Annotated in this window: 14 protein-coding genes; 6 read left to right on the forward strand and 8 right to left on the reverse strand. The window is 74.5% G+C overall.

What is annotated here, in order from left to right; translation table 11 throughout:
• Positions 1-143 precede the first annotated feature (143 nt).
• Positions 144-1097 carry a hypothetical protein gene (locus tag ACFY3I_RS32145; RefSeq protein WP_390864580.1) on the reverse strand — a complete coding sequence of 318 codons (954 nt, stop codon included), beginning with the start codon at positions 1095-1097 and terminating at the stop codon, positions 144-146.
• A gap of 231 nt (positions 1098-1328) precedes the next feature.
• Between ACFY3I_RS32145 and ACFY3I_RS32150 the strand changes: the two genes are divergently transcribed.
• Complete coding sequence (locus tag ACFY3I_RS32150) at positions 1329-3872, forward strand: helicase-associated domain-containing protein (protein WP_390864581.1); 2544 nt, start codon at positions 1329-1331, stop codon at positions 3870-3872.
• Positions 3873-3958: 86 nt separating this feature from the next.
• On the opposite strand, the gene ACFY3I_RS32155 is transcribed toward ACFY3I_RS32150, so the two are convergent.
• Positions 3959-4498: a hypothetical protein gene (locus ACFY3I_RS32155; protein WP_390864582.1), complete on the reverse strand. Its 540-nt coding sequence runs from the start codon at positions 4496-4498 to the stop codon at positions 3959-3961.
• 234 nt (positions 4499-4732) lie between these two features.
• Between ACFY3I_RS32155 and ACFY3I_RS32160 the strand changes: the two genes are divergently transcribed.
• Positions 4733-6412, forward strand: a complete 1680-nt coding sequence (locus tag ACFY3I_RS32160) for a DNA repair helicase XPB (protein ID WP_365289639.1) — start codon at positions 4733-4735, stop codon at positions 6410-6412.
• On the opposite strand, the gene ACFY3I_RS32165 is transcribed toward ACFY3I_RS32160, so the two are convergent.
• Complete coding sequence (locus ACFY3I_RS32165) at positions 6334-7650, reverse strand: glycosyltransferase 87 family protein (RefSeq protein ID WP_390864583.1); 1317 nt, start codon at positions 7648-7650, stop codon at positions 6334-6336. The genes ACFY3I_RS32160 and ACFY3I_RS32165 overlap by 79 nt on opposite strands.
• Positions 7651-7668: 18 nt before the next feature.
• Positions 7669-7854, reverse strand: coding sequence for a hypothetical protein (locus ACFY3I_RS32170; RefSeq protein WP_365289640.1), 186 nt, complete (start codon positions 7852-7854; stop codon positions 7669-7671).
• Between the two features lie 355 nt (positions 7855-8209).
• Here ACFY3I_RS32170 and ACFY3I_RS32175 point away from each other — a divergent pair, with 355 nt between their 5' ends.
• Positions 8210-10288 (forward strand): HelD family protein, encoded by a 2079-nt coding sequence (locus ACFY3I_RS32175; RefSeq protein WP_390864584.1) that lies wholly within the window; start codon positions 8210-8212, stop codon positions 10286-10288.
• A 24-nt stretch (positions 10289-10312) separates the two neighbouring features.
• On the opposite strand, the gene ACFY3I_RS32180 is transcribed toward ACFY3I_RS32175, so the two are convergent.
• Complete coding sequence (locus ACFY3I_RS32180; RefSeq protein WP_390864585.1) at positions 10313-11005, reverse strand: copper homeostasis protein CutC; 693 nt, start codon at positions 11003-11005, stop codon at positions 10313-10315.
• Positions 11006-11145: 140 nt separating this feature from the next.
• Complete coding sequence (locus ACFY3I_RS32185; RefSeq protein WP_390864586.1) at positions 11146-11829, reverse strand: maleylpyruvate isomerase family mycothiol-dependent enzyme; 684 nt, start codon at positions 11827-11829, stop codon at positions 11146-11148.
• A gap of 47 nt (positions 11830-11876) precedes the next feature.
• Here ACFY3I_RS32185 and ACFY3I_RS32190 point away from each other — a divergent pair, with 47 nt between their 5' ends.
• Both ACFY3I_RS32190 and ACFY3I_RS32195 read left to right on the forward strand, forming a co-directional pair.
• Positions 11877-12542, forward strand: coding sequence for a hypothetical protein (locus ACFY3I_RS32190; protein ID WP_390864587.1), 666 nt, complete (start codon positions 11877-11879; stop codon positions 12540-12542).
• A 10-nt stretch (positions 12543-12552) separates the two neighbouring features.
• Positions 12553-13626 carry a GNAT family N-acetyltransferase gene (locus ACFY3I_RS32195; RefSeq protein ID WP_390864588.1) on the forward strand — a complete coding sequence of 358 codons (1074 nt, stop codon included), beginning with the start codon at positions 12553-12555 and terminating at the stop codon, positions 13624-13626.
• On the opposite strand, the gene ACFY3I_RS32200 is transcribed toward ACFY3I_RS32195, so the two are convergent.
• Together ACFY3I_RS32200 and ACFY3I_RS32205 are read right to left on the reverse strand one after the other, a co-directional pair.
• Positions 13609-13902, reverse strand: a complete 294-nt coding sequence (locus ACFY3I_RS32200) for a DUF4031 domain-containing protein (protein WP_365289645.1) — start codon at positions 13900-13902, stop codon at positions 13609-13611. The genes ACFY3I_RS32195 and ACFY3I_RS32200 overlap by 18 nt on opposite strands.
• 25 nt (positions 13903-13927) lie before the next feature.
• Positions 13928-14311 (reverse strand): hypothetical protein, encoded by a 384-nt coding sequence (locus ACFY3I_RS32205; RefSeq protein WP_365289646.1) that lies wholly within the window; start codon positions 14309-14311, stop codon positions 13928-13930.
• Positions 14312-14367: 56 nt separating this feature from the next.
• Here ACFY3I_RS32205 and ACFY3I_RS32210 point away from each other — a divergent pair, with 56 nt between their 5' ends.
• On the forward strand, positions 14368-15312 hold the full coding sequence (locus ACFY3I_RS32210; RefSeq protein WP_390864589.1) for a MurR/RpiR family transcriptional regulator: 945 nt from the start codon (positions 14368-14370) through the stop codon (positions 15310-15312).
• Positions 15313-15417: the final 105 nt, after the last annotated feature.

Here is a 15417-nt window from a genome sequence, read left to right on the forward strand (position 1 = left end):
GCGGGTGCGTGGGGGCTTGTCGCGCAGTTCCCCGCGCCCCTTCAGGTCGGGCAGGTGGACCCACCTTCGTGGGGGCGCGGGGAACTGCGCGAACGGCCCCCACCGGCCCGCAGCCGTGTCGACAACCGCACCCGGCGTCCCCCTCACCGCTTTCGCTGTGACCGCCACACCAGGTACAGCGCCGACGCCACCGCCGCCGCCCGGACCACCCACGGCCACGTCTCGCCCACCGCGTCGCTCATGTGTCCCTGGGCGATCGGGTCGCCCCAGCGGCCCGCGGTGCGGCCCCACAGCCAGACGACCCCGGCCGTGACGGACAGGCCCGGCACCCACAGCACGGCCAGCTTGGTCTCCGCCGGAGTGAGCCGCCGGGAACCGTAGGCGATGAGCCAGCCGAGGATCAGCGCGAACCAGTTGCCGAGGACCGCGCCCACGACCAGCGCGGCGGCGGCGAGCAGGAGCAGGGGGTTGCTCCAGCCGACCGCCGGCCGGGGGACGCCCCGAAACCGGCGACGGGCGGGCGCCACCACCTCCTCGGCCGCCGCCCGCTCCCCGGCGGCGGCCGGCGCGGCGGTGTCCGGACCGGCGGCCTCCACCGCCGGCTCGTCTTCGCGCGGCCGCGGTTTCCGCAGCAGCTCCGGGATCTCCACGCCTCCCACGAACCCGGGCACGCCGTCGCCGTCGCCGTCCCCGAACGGGCTGCGGTCCACCCGCCACCAGTCACGCGGCGCCGACCCGCCCTCCGGCCCGGCGGAACGCGGACGGGGTACGACGCGCCGCAGGTCCTCGGCCTCGGCGGGCGGCCCGGCCTCCCGCTGGACGGGAACCCCGGCCGACGGCGGAGGCGGTGCGGACGGCGCGGTCCCCGTCGTCCCGCCCGCCGCCTCGACGACCTCGTCGGGCGAGCCCAGCCGGTCCAGGATGCGGCGCACGGCGGCCGGACTGTCCACGGTCGCCTTGGCCCGGTGCCGGTCGATCTCGTTGCGCAGCCCCGAGACCAGCCGCATCCGGTCGGCCGACGACAACTGGCGCTGGTGCGCGATGTCCCCGACCCGGCTCAGATACTCGTAGACGACCTGATCGCTCTCGATACCCACGAAGTCCCCTCCGGGGCGGCTGCGTTGGATGACCCGTCGGAACGACGGTAGCGCAGGTCACGGCTCACGTCGGCCCGCGCATCGGGGGTGACGCGTCCGCGGGTGGGGACGGTTGCCCCGCCCGGTGCCCGCGGCCGCCGTCCACGGCCCGGGGCGCGGAGCGCGTGGCGGCGGCCGCCGGAACCGCAGGGCGATCCCGGTCCCCGCCCCGCACCCGCTACCGTGGGTCGGATGAGCAACCCGGCCACCCCGCCGCGTTCCCTCGCGGAGGCGCTTCGCGCCAGGGACGACGCCTCCCTGGCCGTACTGCTGCGCGCCCGCCCCGACCTCATCACCCCCGTCCCCACGGACCTCACCCAGCTGGCCACCCGGGCCGGCACCCGCGCCTCGGTGCTGCGGGCCCTGGAACGCCTGGACCGCTTCGCCCTGCAGACCGCGGAGGCGCTGGCGGTGGCCGGTGACCCGGCGTCGTATCCGGAACTGCTGGGCCTCATGGCCGGCGACGGCGGGGACCCGCTGGTCGCCGCCGCCCTGCCGCGCGCCCTCGGTACCCTGCGCGACCAGGCGCTGGTGTGGGGCGACGAGGACCGGCTGCGACTGGTGCGGACCGCGCGCGAGGTGCTCGCCCCTTCTCCGCAGTACCCCTCGCCGACCGGCCTCGGCCCCACCGTGCGGGAGGCCACCTCGGGCATGTCACCGGGCCGGATCCAGGAGATCGTCAGCACCGCCGGTCTCCCCTCGACGCACGACCCGGTCTCCGCGGCGGACGCGCTCGGCAAGCTGTTCGGCCACCGCAGGAAGATGACCAGGCTGCTGGCCGCCGCGCCCGCCGAGTCCCTGGACGTCCTGTCCCGGCTGGTCTGGGGGCCGCCGTACGGCCAGGTCACCCCGGAACCGGCGGCCCATCTGCGCTGGCTCCTGGACCGCGGGCTGCTGCTGCCGACCGCGCCGGGCACGGTCGTCCTGCCCCGCGAGGTCGCCCTGCACCTGCGCGACGGCCGCGCCCACCGTGACCCGGAGCCGGTGCCGCCCGCGGTCGAGCCGGCGGCGACGCACCGTCCACAGGTTGTGGACGCGACCGCGGCCGGCCAGGCCTACACCGCGCTCGCCACCGTCGAGGAACTGCTCAAGGACTGGGACGAGGGCGGGCCCGCGGTGCTGCGGGCCGGCGGCCTGAGCGTCCGGGACCTCAAGCGCACCGCCGTCGCCCTGGACCTGCCGGAGCCGGTCGCCGCCTTCTGGGTCGAACTGGCCTACGCGGCCGGTCTGCTGGCCTCCGACGGCGAGGCCGACGAACGCTACGCGGCCACCCCCGGCTACGACGAGTGGCTGGAACGCCCCCCGGCCGAACGCTGGGCCCGGCTCGCCCAGGCCTGGCTCACCGCGACCCGCGCCTCCGGCCTGGTCGGCGGCCGGGACGCCAAGGACCGCGCGCTGTCGGCACTCGGCCCGGGCCTGGACCGCTCCGCCGCGCCCGAGGTACGGCACCGGGTGCTGACCCTGCTGGCCGGGCTCCCGGAGGGCACCGCCCCGGACACCGCCTCGCTCCTGGCCCGACTGCGCTGGGAACGCCCGCTGCGCGGCCCGCAGCAGCAGGGCGAGGACCTGCGCGGCCGGCTGGCCCGCTGGACCGTGTCCGAGGCGGAGCTGCTGGGCGTGACGGGACGCGGGGCGCTGTCGGCGCACGGCAGGGCACTCCTCGGCGCGCCGCCGGCCGCGGCCGAGCAGGAACCGGAGCCGCCGCGGTCCGCCGGGCCGGGCGACAAGCTCCCCGTGCACCACCATCGTCCCGCCGCCACCCTCCTCGACCCCCTCTCCCCGCCCGAGCAGGCCGTCGCCGCCGCGTCCGCGGGTGCCCTGCTCGCCCCGCTGCTGCCAGAGCCCCTCGACCACGTCCTGCTCCAGGCGGACCTGACGGCGGTCGCCCCCGGCCCGCTGCGACGCCCGCTCGCCGACGCGCTGGGCGTCCTGGCCGACGTCGAGTCCAAGGGCGGCGCCACCGTCTACCGCTTCACGCCCGCCTCGGTCCGCCGCGCCCTGGACGCCGGCCGCACCGCCACCGATCTGCAGGCCTTCCTCACCACCCACTCCCGCACACCGGTCCCCCAGCCGCTCGCCTACCTGATCGACGACGTGGCCCGCAGACACGGCCATCTGCGGGTGGGGGCCGCCTCGGCGTACGTCCGCTGCGACGACGACAGCGTCCTGAACGAGATCATGGCCGACAAGCGGGCCGCCGCCCTGCGCCTGCGCCGGCTGGCCCCGACCGTGCTGGCCACGCAGGCCGACCCGGCCGGTCTCCTGGAGGGCCTGCGCGCGATGGGGTACGCGCCCGCCGCCGAGTCCGCCGAGGGCGACGTCCTGATCACCCGCGCGCACGCCCACCGCACCCCGCCGCGCTCGGCCCCCGAGCCGGTCCCGGACGGCCCGCCCCCGCCGGACGGCACGCTCCTGACCGCCGCGATCCGCGCGGTCCGGGCCGGCGACCTGGCCGCCACCACCCCGCGCAAGGCGACCGGCGGCACCGCCGTCCAGGGCGGCGAACTGCCGCGCACCACCGCCGCCGAGACCCTCGCCACCATGCAGGCCGCCGTCCTCACCGGCGGCACCCTGTGGATCGGCTACGTCAACGCCGAGGGCACCGCCAGCCAGCGCGTCATCGCCCCGATCCGCGTCGAGGGCGGCTTCGTCACGGCCTACGACCACACGGCCGACGAGGTACGCACCTATCCCCTGCACCGGGTGACGGGGGTGGCGGAACTCGCGGAGGAGTAGGGCGTGTCACGGCCTGGTGCCACGACCGGAAGGGTTCACCGGCTCGGGGCGTCCGGCACGGCACTAGCGGTACGTCCGGCACGGCACTAGCAGTAGTGGACCGGTGCGTCCGCCGGCAGGACGAAGTGGGTGCGGGCCACGGCCTCCAGGCCGGTGGAGTCCATCTCCTCGTCGACGCGGGACTCGGCGCGACGGCTGAAGTGGTCGGCCGTCCAGGCCGCGTCGTCGTCGGGCGGCTCCTCCGCGGAGACGACGCGGTACCCGCCGTGCGCCGGGTCCCGCTCCAGCCGGACGACCTGCGGTGTCTGGGAGCCGCCGCACTCCACCAGGACACCGGCCCGCTCGCCGTACTCCACGCACAGGGTGTTGACCCCGGCCCGTACCCGGCCCTCGGTCTCCGCCAGGTCCAGGGCGTCCGCCCGGCAGAACCACGTCGAGCGGAGGCCGGGTTCGCTCTCTCCGGCCCCGGTGCCGGCGGCCTGTTCCACGAGCCGGGCCTCTATCGCCGGGCGGACCTCGGCCCACAGGCCGGCGTCCACGTCGCTCGACCCGCGCGCCCACGCACCGGCCGCCACCAGCACCACCACGGCTCCCGCGCCGGGCCCCCAGATACGTACGGACTTCACACCCCACCCCTCCTCCGGGAGCCGCACGCACTGTGGCTCCCCCGGACATGACACTCGAATCGGGCTCAAGGTTGCGCCGCGGGTCGCATCGGGTGGTCCCGCTCCTCGGGAGGGCACACGTTCTGCCCGACGGCTCCGGTGATCGGCCGCCCATGAGGCACACTGGAACTTTGGCCCGTGAGGATGGCCGCCACTGCGATGGCCACAGGGGCCGAAAGGGAAAGGGTGCCGCGCGTGAATGGTCCGTTGATCGTCCAGTCCGACAAGACGCTGCTCCTGGAAGTCGACCACGAGCGGGCCGACGACTGCCGTCGGGCGATCGCTCCCTTCGCGGAGCTGGAGCGGGCCCCGGAGCACATCCACACCTACCGGGTGACCCCGCTGGGCCTGTGGAACGCGCGGGCGGCCGGTCACGACGCCGAGCAGGTCGTGGACGCGCTCGTCGAGTACAGCCGCTACCCGGTGCCGCACGCGCTGCTGGTCGACATCGCCGAGACGATGGACCGCTACGGGCGGCTGACGCTCTCCAAACACCCGGCGCACGGGCTGGTCCTCACCACCACCGACCGGCCGGTCCTGGAGGAGATCCTGCGCTCCAAGCGGATCATCCCGCTGGTCGGCGCCCGGATCGACCCCGACACCGTGGCCGTGCACCCCTCCGAGCGCGGGCAGATCAAGCAGACGCTGCTGAAGCTCGGCTGGCCCGCGGAGGACCTCGCCGGCTACGTGGACGGCGAGGCCCACCCGATCGAGCTCGCCGAGGACGGCTGGGCGCTGCGGCCCTACCAGAAGCAGGCCGTGGAGAACTTCTGGCACGGCGGGAGCGGCGTGGTCGTCCTGCCCTGCGGGGCGGGCAAGACACTGGTCGGCGCCGGGTCCATGGCCCAGGCCAAGTCGACGACCCTGATCCTCGTCACCAACACCGTCTCCGCGCGCCAGTGGAAGCACGAGCTGGTGAAGCGGACGAGCCTCACCGAGGACGAGATCGGGGAGTACAGCGGGACGCGGAAGGAGATCCGGCCCGTCACGATCGCCACCTACCAGGTGCTCACCACCAGGCGGAAGGGCGTCTACCCGCACCTGGAACTCTTCGACTCCCGCGACTGGGGTCTGATCGTCTACGACGAGGTCCACCTGCTGCCGGCTCCTGTCTTCAAGTTCACCGCCGATCTGCAGGCGCGCCGGCGGCTGGGGCTGACGGCCACCCTCGTGCGCGAGGACGGCCGCGAGTCGGACGTGTTCTCCCTGATCGGGCCCAAGCGCTTCGACGCCCCGTGGAAGGAGATCGAGGCGCAGGGCTACATCGCGCCCGCCGACTGCGTCGAGGTGCGGGTCAACCTCACGGACTCCGAGCGGCTCGCCTACGCCACCGCCGAGGCCGAGGAGAAGTACCGCTTCTGTGCGACCACCGCGACCAAGCGGAAGGTCACCGAGGCGATCGTGAAGCGTTTCGCGGGCCAGCAGATCCTGGTCATCGGGCAGTACATCGACCAGCTGGACGAGTTGGGCGAGCACCTGAACGCCCCCGTGATCAAGGGCGAGACCTCCAACGCCCAGCGCGAGAAGCTCTTCGACGCCTTCCGTGAGGGCGAGATCAGCGTGCTGGTGGTGTCCAAGGTCGCCAACTTCTCCATCGACCTGCCGGAGGCGACGGTCGCCATCCAGGTGTCGGGCACCTTCGGCTCCCGCCAGGAGGAGGCCCAGCGCCTCGGCCGGGTGCTGCGCCCCAAGGCCGACGGCCACAAGGCCCACTTCTACTCCGTCGTCGCCCGCGACACGATCGACCAGGACTTCGCCGCCCACCGGCAGCGGTTCCTGGCGGAGCAGGGCTACGCCTACCGCATCGTGGACGCGGACGAGATGCTCGCCGGGGGCGCGGAAGGGGCGGAGGGCGCCGCGGGCACCGAGGGCTGAGTGTCCGGCCGGGTCCGGCCGTGCCGTCGCAGGGTCACGGCCGCGCCCGCCAGCAGCGCCAGCCCCAGGAGCGGGTAGGGCGCCGCGAACGGCTGCTGCCACCACGGGAGATGCAGGTCCCGGTCGCCCTGGTGCGGCAGCAGCCACATCGTGCGGGCGGTGAAGACGAGGGCCGTGCCGGCCGCGACGAGCGTGCGGCCCTCCGCCTGGAGCACCGCCAGCAGCGGGACGCACCACACCCAGTGGTGGGACCAGCTGATCGGGCTGACCAGCAGTGCCGTGAACGCGGTGAGGAGAATGCCCCAGCGGTCGCCCCGGTCCGCGTGGTCGCGCTCGGCACGGTGACCGCCGTGTGCGCGGTGACCGCCGTGTGCGCGGTGGACGCGGGCCGCCAGCCACAGGCCCGCCGCCGCGAGCAGGGCCGCCGGGAGAGCCCAGGCCGGGCCCGGTGCCTCCGAGCCCGTCACCCTGGCGAGCAGGCCCTGGAGCGACTGGTTGTCGACGATCCACGCCTTGCCGACCCTGTCGGTCTCGAACAGGCGCCGCGTCCAGAAGTCCACGGTCGCCGTGGGCAGGACCAGCGCGCCGAGCAGGGCCGTGGCCGCGAAGGACGCCGTCGCGACGCCCGCCTCCTTTCTGCGTGCGGTGAGGAACAGGTAGGCGATGAAGATCGCCGGGGTGAGTTTGACGCCCGCCGCGACACCCAGGGCCAGCCCCTTGGCGCGGGCGCCGGGCGGGCGGGTGAGGTCCCAGAGGACCAGACAGGCGATCGCCAGGTTGACCTGGCCGAAGAGCAGGGTCTGGAAGACGGGCTCCAGCCAGAGGGCGGCGGCGGTGGCCGCGCACAGCACGGGGAGGGGTGCCGTGCGCCCGGCGAGGCGGGCGGAGCGGGTGACGAGGCAGGCGAGCAGGAGCGCGTTGCCGGCGAGGAAGGCCGCCTTCAGGACCGGGACGGTGAGCCAGGTGGTCGGCACGAACAGGGCCGCCGCGAAGGGCGGGTAGGTCGCGGGCAGCCGCCACTCGGTGACCGTGAAGCCGTACAGGTCGCCGCCGTGGACCACGGCCTCGCCCTCGGCCCGGTAGACCAGCAGGTCGGCCATCGGGGCGTGCAGCAGGACGCACAGGGCGACGAGGCAGGAGAGGGAGACCGTCAGAAGCGAGAGGGCCAGGGGGAGGGCGAAGGGATGGACGCGGGTGCGGGTGGGCAGGGGAGACGGCGTCACCGTCCGGTTCGGCACGGAGGTGACACTATGCCGTCACCTGCGGTGTATGCCCGCTTCCTCGCCGTATTCGCCGAGTACGACGACGCTGAACGCCGCGCCGACGAAGACCTTGACGGCGCGCAGGGCGTCGCCCAGACGGTGCTGGGAGTGCGGGACGCCGTCCAGGGCGGTGGCGCCCGGCGGACGGCTGGGGGCTGGGTGGATGGTTGCTGCGCTCATGTCTCCATGGTGGAACTTCGGACCCGAAGACGGCATCGGTCCACGGGTCCAATTTCCGGCCGCCGCCGGTCCACCCGCCGATGGACCCCGCCCCGCACCCCGACCCCACCCCACGAGGGACCCTTCCCCTAGGGGACACCCCCCTCCCCGGCGCCCGGCCCGGCCGCCCGGGCGGGTCGGCGCGCCGGAGGAAAATCCATTGGCCTCCGCGGCCTCCACCTCACTAGAATCTCCGCTCTTGCCCGCCTCCCTCCCCGGAGTGCCGCCGCCCGGACGGAAACCGGTCGGCTGACCGCCACCTGTGCGCCACTCACACCTGGGCGCCACCCACCCGCAGGCTTCCGGAGGCACCCCCTTGTCCACGCCCGCCCACGACCCCCTCACGGGCCCGCCCGCGCAACCCGCCGCCGACCCCCTCTCCCGTGAGCGGTCCCATCTGGCCGGCTCGCGGTCCGCGCTGCGGGCCATGCGGGAGGACGTCGAGTCGCTGGACATCAGCGACGTCACCGCGAACTGGGTCAACGCCGAGGTGCTCGCCCGCCAGATCGACGAACGCATCAAGGCGCTGGCGGACCTCAGTGACACGCCTCTCTTCTTCGGCCGCCTCGACTACCTGCACGCCCCCGGCGCCGACCGGGCGGAGGGCGCGGACGGTGAGCGCTTCTACATCGGGCGCCGGCACGTGCACGACCACGACGGCGACCCGATGGTCATCGACTGGCGGGCGCCGGTCTCGCAGCCGTTCTACCGCGCCTCGAAGAAGGACCCGATGGACGTGGCGCTGCGCCGCCGCTTCGGGTACACCCGCGGCGACATCACGGCGTACGAGGACGAGCACCTGTCCGACCCGGCCGAGGCGGCCCGGACCAGCAAGCTGCTCCAGCGGGAGATCGAGCGCCCGCGCGTCGGCCCGATGCGGGACATCGTCGCGACCATCCAGCCCGAGCAGGACGAGATCGTGCGCAGCGGGCTCGGCGGCACCGTGTGCGTGCAGGGCGGGCCCGGGACCGGCAAGACCGCCGTGGGTCTGCACCGGGTCGCCTATCTGCTCTACGCCCACCGGGAGCGCCTGGCCCGTACCGGCACCCTGGTCATCGGCCCGAACCGCTCCTTCCTCCACTACATCGAGCAGGTGCTCCCGGCCCTCGGCGAGCTGACGGTGCGGCAGGCCACGGTGGACGACCTGGTGGCGAACGGCGTCGAGGTGCGCGGCACCGACCCCGCGCCCGCCGCGGTCGTCAAGGGCGACGCCCGGATGGCGGAGGTGCTGCGCCGGGCGGTGTACGCGCACGTCACGATGCCCGGCGAGCCGGTCGTGGTGGTCCGCGGCTCCCGGCGCTGGCGCGTTCCGGCGTACGAGCTGGAGGAGATCGTCAAGGAGCTGCTGGACCGCGGCATCCGGTACGGCGCCGCGCGCGAGGCCCTGCCGCAGCGCATCGCGCACGCCGTGCTGGTCCAGATGGAACGCTCGGGCGAGGCACCCGACGACCGCGTGCAGGACGCGGTGGCACGCAACGCGGCGGTGAAGGCGGCCGTCAAGCAGGTCTGGCCGCCGGTCGACCCGGCGAAGCTCGTGCTGCGCCTGCTCACGGACGCGGACTTCCTCGCCGTGCACGCGCGGGGGATCCTCACCGAGGACGAGCAGAAGACGATCGTCTGGGCGAAGCCGGTGCGCAGCGTCAAGGCGGCCAGGTGGTCGGCCGCGGACGCCGTGCTGATCGACGAGACGACGGACCTGGTCCAGCGGACGCACTCCCTCGGCCATGTGGTGCTGGACGAGGCGCAGGACCTGTCCCCCATGCAGTACCGCGCGGTCGGCCGCCGCTGCACCACGGGATCGGCGACCGTCCTGGGCGACCTGGCGCAGGGCACCACGCCCTGGGCGACCCGGAGCTGGGACGAGGCCCTGTCCCACCTCGGCAAGTCGGACGGGGTGATCGAGGAGCTGACGGCGGGTTTCCGCGTGCCGACGGACGTCATCGCCTACGCCTCCCGGCTGCTGCCGCACATCGCGCCCGGCCTCACCCCGGTGGCGTCGGTCCGTGAGAATCCCGGCTTCTTCGCGGTGCGCACGGTCTCCGGCACCGCCGAAACCGTGGCGGCGTGCGAGGAGTTGCTGCGCAACGAGGGGTCGACGGGTCTGATCGTGGCGGACGCGCGGGTCGCAGCGCTGGCGGAAGCCCTGGCGGCGGCGGGCGTCGGGTATCTCGCGCCCGGTGAGGAGACGACGGCCGAGACCCGTCTCACGCTGGTCCCGGCGTCCCTGGCGAAGGGCCTGGAGTACGACTACGTGGTCCTGGACGAGCCGCGGGCGGTGGTCGACGGCGAACCCGACGAACGCACGGGCCTGCGCCGCCTCTACGTCGCCCTCACCCGGGCCGTCTCCGGCCTGATCGTGACACACACGGCCGCGCTCCCGGCCCAGCTGACCTGACGCCCGCCCCGGCCGGGCGTCCCCTCAGTCCTCGTCCAGCACCCGTCGCCACTCCCTGACGGACGGTGTCGAGACCGGGCGGTTCCAGCCGCCCGGCCGGGCCGCGCCGCCGATGTGGAAGGCGTCGATCCCCGCCGCGCGCAGCCCCGGCACGTGGTCGAGGCGCAGTCCGCCCCCGACCAGGAGCGTCTGCCCGTACCCCGGCTCGCCGCGGCGCCGGGCCTCGGCCAGCAGGGTGGGCAGACCCTCGTCCACGCCCGTCGCCGCGCCCGCGGTGAGGTACGTGTCCAGGCCCGGCAGGTCGGCGAGCTGTTTGCGCAGCGCGTCGCGGTCGGCGGCGCGGTCGATGGCCCGGTGGAAGGTCCAGCGGCAGCCGGGCAGCTCCGCCACCACGCGTTCGACGGCCGCCAGGTCCACGTCCCCGTCCGCGCCGAGGAACCCGAGCACGAACTGGTCGGCGCCCGCCGCCCGCATGTCACCGGCCACGCCGACCAGGCGGTCGACGTCCCCCGCCGCGAACCCGTCCGTCAGCCTCAGCATCACGCGCAGGTCGATGTCGACGGCGGCCCGGACGGCGGTGAAGGTCCGGGACGGCGGGGTAAGCCCGTCGGCCGCCATGTCGGTGACCAGTTCGAGGCGGTCCGCGCCTCCGGCCTGGGCGGCGACCGCGTCCTCGGCGTCGAGGGCGATCACCTCCAGGACTGCACGCGTGCTCATAGGGCCCCTTCCGTGGTGTTCCCCGTGTACCCGTGGCAAAGCCCGCCGATCAGCCGGCCGACCGGACCGACCTCATGAGGTCTAGTCCAATCCAAGTTTACGTGGGCACCACACGCGGCCGCGAGACCGCCCCCGGCCGGTCATCCGTACAGGTTCAGCTCCCCCGCCTCCGCCCCGGTCAGCTCGTAGGACACCCCGTCGACCGCCCGCCCCGTGTACAGCCGTACGAGCGTCGCCGTGTCCCCGATGAAACGGGCCGGGGTCCGTGTCCCGCTCGGCACGCCCAGGTGCAGCGGGTCGTCCACGTCGTCCAGGTCCGCCTGCAGGCGCGGCCGCCCCCGGTCCCGGGTGACCCGGGACAGCAGCGTGAGCGCGTACGGCCGGCCCTCGCCGGTGTAGGCGCCGGGCTCGCCGAGGCAGTCGCGGACGTCGCCGGCGTGCACCCACTCCCCGAAGGCGATCCCGTCCCAGGCGCCGTCGGCCCGCCCCGCGAGCACCGCGCCGGCCTCGGTCATCCCGTGTTCCAGCTCGTCGAGGATCCGGGCGTTCGTCCACTCGGCGCGCTCCGCGATGTCCCGCTCGTTGGACTCGGGCGAGAACACGCCTTTCTCGAACCGGCTCTCCACCACCCGGGCCAGCGCGGCCGAGCAGTGGGCGAGCACGTCACGCACCGTCCAGCCCGGGCACGCGGCGGTCGGCAGGGCGAAGTCGGCGTCCGGCAGGGAGCGCAGCAGCGGGAGCAGCGCGTCCCGCTCGGCGGCGAGGAGACGGCCGGGCAGCGAGGGATCACGTACGTCGTCAGCAGCAGCAGCAGCAGCAGTCATGTGTCCCACGCTAGGGGCATCCCGGTGCAGCGCGGGAGAATGGGCGCATGGCCGATCTCGACGCCCTGCGCGCCCGCTGGCTGACCGCCTTCCTCAGGTCGCGGGACGACGACTCCTGCGTGCCCTCCCCGCACCGGTACGCCGACGAACTGCTCCGCCGCTGGCAGGAACCCCAGCGGCGGTACCACACGGTCGCGCACCTGGCGGCGGTCCTCGACCACGTCGACGTGCTGGAGGAGTACGCGGACGAGCCGGACCTGGTCCGGCTCGCCGCCTGGTTCCACGACGCGGTGTACCTGCCGGACCGGTCGACGAACGAGGAGCGTTCGGCCCGTCTGGCCGAGCGCGCCCTGCCGGAGGCCGGGCTCCCGGCGAGGCAGACCGCCGAGGTCGCCCGCCTGGTCCGGCTCACCGTCGGCCACGACCCTGCCCCCGGCGACCGCAACGGCGAGGTCCTGTGCGACGCCGACCTCGCGATCCTGGCCGCCCCGCCCGCCGCGTACGCCGCCTACACCGCCGAGGTCCGCGAGGAGTACCACTTCGTCCCGAACGACGCCTTCCGCGAGGGCCGTTCGGCGATCCTGCGTCAACTGCTCGGCCTGCCCACGCTCTTCAGGACCCCGTACGGCCGGACGGAGTGGGAGCCGACCGCCCGCTACAACCTCGCCGCCGAGCTGGAAATGCTGTCGACCGCGCAGGATCCGACGCCCTAGGGTGCGGCCCATGCGGGAAACGGGCGGGGATCAGGTGGAAGAGGCCGTCGCGGGCTGTGTCGCGGCACTACGGCCCGCGGTGGCCAGGAACTGGGCGGAGGTGCGCGCAGGGGGCCTGGACTGGAGCTGTCACGAGACCGCGGTCCATGTCGCCGACGATCTCGTCGCCTACGCCGCGAACCTGGCCGGACGCGCCCGGGACGCGTACGTGCCCTTCGAGCTCAGACTCGACGACGGCACCGACAACTCCGGCCTGCTGCACGTCGTCGAGACGACCGGCGCGCTGCTCGCCGCCACGGTCCGGACCACCGCGCGCGGGGTCCGCGCCTTCCACCCCTACCCCTTCCGCAGCGCGGACCGGGCGGGCTTCGCCGCGATGGGCATCGCCGAAGTGCTGCTGCACACACACGACATGGCGACGGGCCTCGGGCTCCCCTACCGGCCGTCCGACGAACTGGCCGACTCCGTGCTGGCGTTGCTGTTCCCGCACGTCCAGCCCGGTCCCACCCCCTGGGCGACCCTGCTGTGGGCCACCGGCCGCGGCGAGCTGCCCGGCCGCGCCCCGGTCACCGGCTGGCGCTGGCACAACAACCTCGTCATCGCCGCCGACCGCCTCGACCTGGTCGGCATCCGCCCCGCCGAGGCCCGCGACCTGCGCCTCGGCGGCGACGGCGGCTTCGAGTGGGCGGAGGGCGGCCCCTACGAGGGCACCCGGGACGCCGCCGGTTTCCTGCTGAAGGCGTACGAAGGGGGCACGCACCGGCCGGAGTTCGGCGTCTTCGCCCTGGTCCGGCGGGCGGACGGCCGGGCGGTGGGCGGCCTCGGCTTCCACTCCGCGCCGGACGAGGACGGCCGCGTGGAGGTCGGCTACGACCTGACCGAGTCCGCGCGCGGCCAGGGCTACGCCACCGAAGCACTGCGCGCGCTGGCCGACTGGGCCCTGCCCCGCCCCGACGTCTCCTCCCTGTTCGCCACGATCGAGCCGGCCAACACACCGTCCCAGGCGGTCGTGACCCGTGCCGGCTTCACGAAGGTGAGCGAGGACGAGGAGGGGCTGGCGTTCGAACTACGGGCGCCCCGGTAGCCGCCGGTCCGGGGGCACCCGGCCCTTGCGCCGGCGCAGTCCCGCGCCGTGCAGCAGGCGGACCACCTCGCGGCTGCTGACCTCGACCGCGCCCGCCCGTACCGCGTCCGGGTAGCGGTGCGACGGGACGTCGTAGTGATCCCGCTCGAAGGCGCGGCGGGGTACGCCCAGACCCTCGGCGAAGTCGTGCAGTTCGGCATAGGAGACGTCGCTGACCAGGTGGGACCACATGCGGCCGTGGCCCGGCCAGGTCGGCGGGTCGATGTACACCGTCATCGCGGCACCGCCCCGGCAGCCGTCGTCACGAGGACGCCATCCCGCCCGTGGCCCGGCCCAGGGAGCCGACGGAGGCGACCTTCACGCCCGCCTTGTGGCACACCCAGTGCGGGTCGGGGCCGAGTTCCGGTTCGACGTCGAGGGCGTGCGGGTCGCCGGTGCCGCACACCGGACACAGCGGCCAGCGGCCGTACCGTTCGAGGAGCGCGTCCTGTACGTCCTGGGCGACCAGCCCCGCCACGTACGCCGCCCCGTCCGGCCACTGCTCGACCCACCAGCGCCGCTGTACCACGGAGTCCTCGACCAGCGAGACGACGTCGGCCTCGGCGACCTCGCCCGCGACCAGATCGGCGAGCACCAGGGCGCGGGCGGCGTGCAGCGACTGTTCCAGGGGGCTCACGGGGTCCATGGGTCCTATTGTGCGCGGTCTTGACCGGGCACCCGAAACGAAAATATCTTTCAGAGGTGAGCGAGATCGTGAAGGAAATTTTCGGCAACCGTCCGGACCGGCCCCGGACCCCGGCGAGCGCGCCCCCGGCTCCCGCCGCGCTCGCCGCCAAGGTCCGCACCCTCGCCCCCTCCATGACCCGCTCCATGCAGCGGGTCGCCGAAGCCGTCGCCGGCGATCCCGCCGGCTGTGCGGCCCTCACGGTCACCGGACTCGCGGAGCGCACCGGCACCAGCGAGGCGACCGTCGTCCGCACCGCCCGCCTGCTCGGCTACCCCGGCTACCGGGACCTGCGGCTCGCCCTCGCCGGGCTCGCCGCGCACCAGCAGTCGGGGCGGGCCCCCGCGATCACCACCGACATAGCCGTCGACGACCCGATCGCCGACGTCGTCGCGAAACTCGCCTACGACGAGCAGCAGACCCTCGCGGACACCGCAGCCGGCCTGGACACCGCGCAGCTGGGAGCCGCGGTGGCCGCGCTCGCCGGGGCGCGCCGGACCGACGTCTACGGCATCGGGGCGTCGGGGCTGGTCGCCCAGGACCTGGCGCAGAAGCTGCTGCGGATAGGGCTGATCGCGCAGGCGCACAGCGATCCGCATCTCGCGGTCACCAACGCGGTGCAGCTGCGGGCGGGCGACGTGGCCGTCGCGATCACGCACTCCGGGGCCACCGGGGATGTCATAGAGCCCTTGCGGGTCGCCTTCGAACGGGGTGCCACGACGGTCGCCGTCACCGGGCGGCCGGACTCCTCGGTCGCGCAGTACGCCGACCACGTGCTGACGACCTCGACCTCGCGGGAGAGCGAGCTGCGGCCGGCCGCGATGTCCTCGCGGACCAGTCAGCTCCTTGTGGTGGACTGTCTCTTCGTGGGGGTCGCGCAGCGGACGTACGAGACGGCGGCTCCGGCGTTGGCGGCGACCTACGAGGCGCTGGCCCACCGGCACCGGAACGTTCCTCGATAGATCGTGGGCATGCGGGTATTTCTGCGGCTGCGGCTGCATCATGGCTGGTCGCGCAGTTCCTCCCCCAGCCTTCGGCCGGGGGTACCCCCAGCGCCCCTGAGTTGC

The sequence above is a fragment of the Streptomyces sp. NPDC001068 genome (assembly GCF_042897315.1).
Taxonomy (GTDB): Bacteria; Actinomycetota; Actinomycetes; order Streptomycetales; family Streptomycetaceae; genus Streptomyces.

Excerpts from the sequence above, each read along its gene's own strand:
- ACFY3I_RS32150 (WP_390864581.1), top strand. The coding sequence starts at position 1,329 with ATGAGCAACCCGGCCACCCCGCCGCGTTCCCTCGCGGAGGCGCTTCGC.
- ACFY3I_RS32170 (WP_365289640.1), bottom strand. The coding sequence starts at position 7,854 with ATGAGCGCAGCAACCATCCACCCAGCCCCCAGCCGTCCGCCGGGCGCC.
- ACFY3I_RS32180 (WP_390864585.1), bottom strand. The coding sequence starts at position 11,005 with ATGAGCACGCGTGCAGTCCTGGAGGTGATCGCCCTCGACGCCGAGGAC.
- ACFY3I_RS32185 (WP_390864586.1), bottom strand. The coding sequence starts at position 11,829 with ATGACTGCTGCTGCTGCTGCTGCTGACGACGTACGTGATCCCTCGCTG.
- ACFY3I_RS32190 (WP_390864587.1), top strand. The coding sequence starts at position 11,877 with ATGGCCGATCTCGACGCCCTGCGCGCCCGCTGGCTGACCGCCTTCCTC.
- ACFY3I_RS32195 (WP_390864588.1), top strand. The coding sequence starts at position 12,553 with ATGCGGGAAACGGGCGGGGATCAGGTGGAAGAGGCCGTCGCGGGCTGT.
- ACFY3I_RS32200 (WP_365289645.1), bottom strand. The coding sequence starts at position 13,902 with ATGACGGTGTACATCGACCCGCCGACCTGGCCGGGCCACGGCCGCATG.
- ACFY3I_RS32205 (WP_365289646.1), bottom strand. The coding sequence starts at position 14,311 with ATGGACCCCGTGAGCCCCCTGGAACAGTCGCTGCACGCCGCCCGCGCC.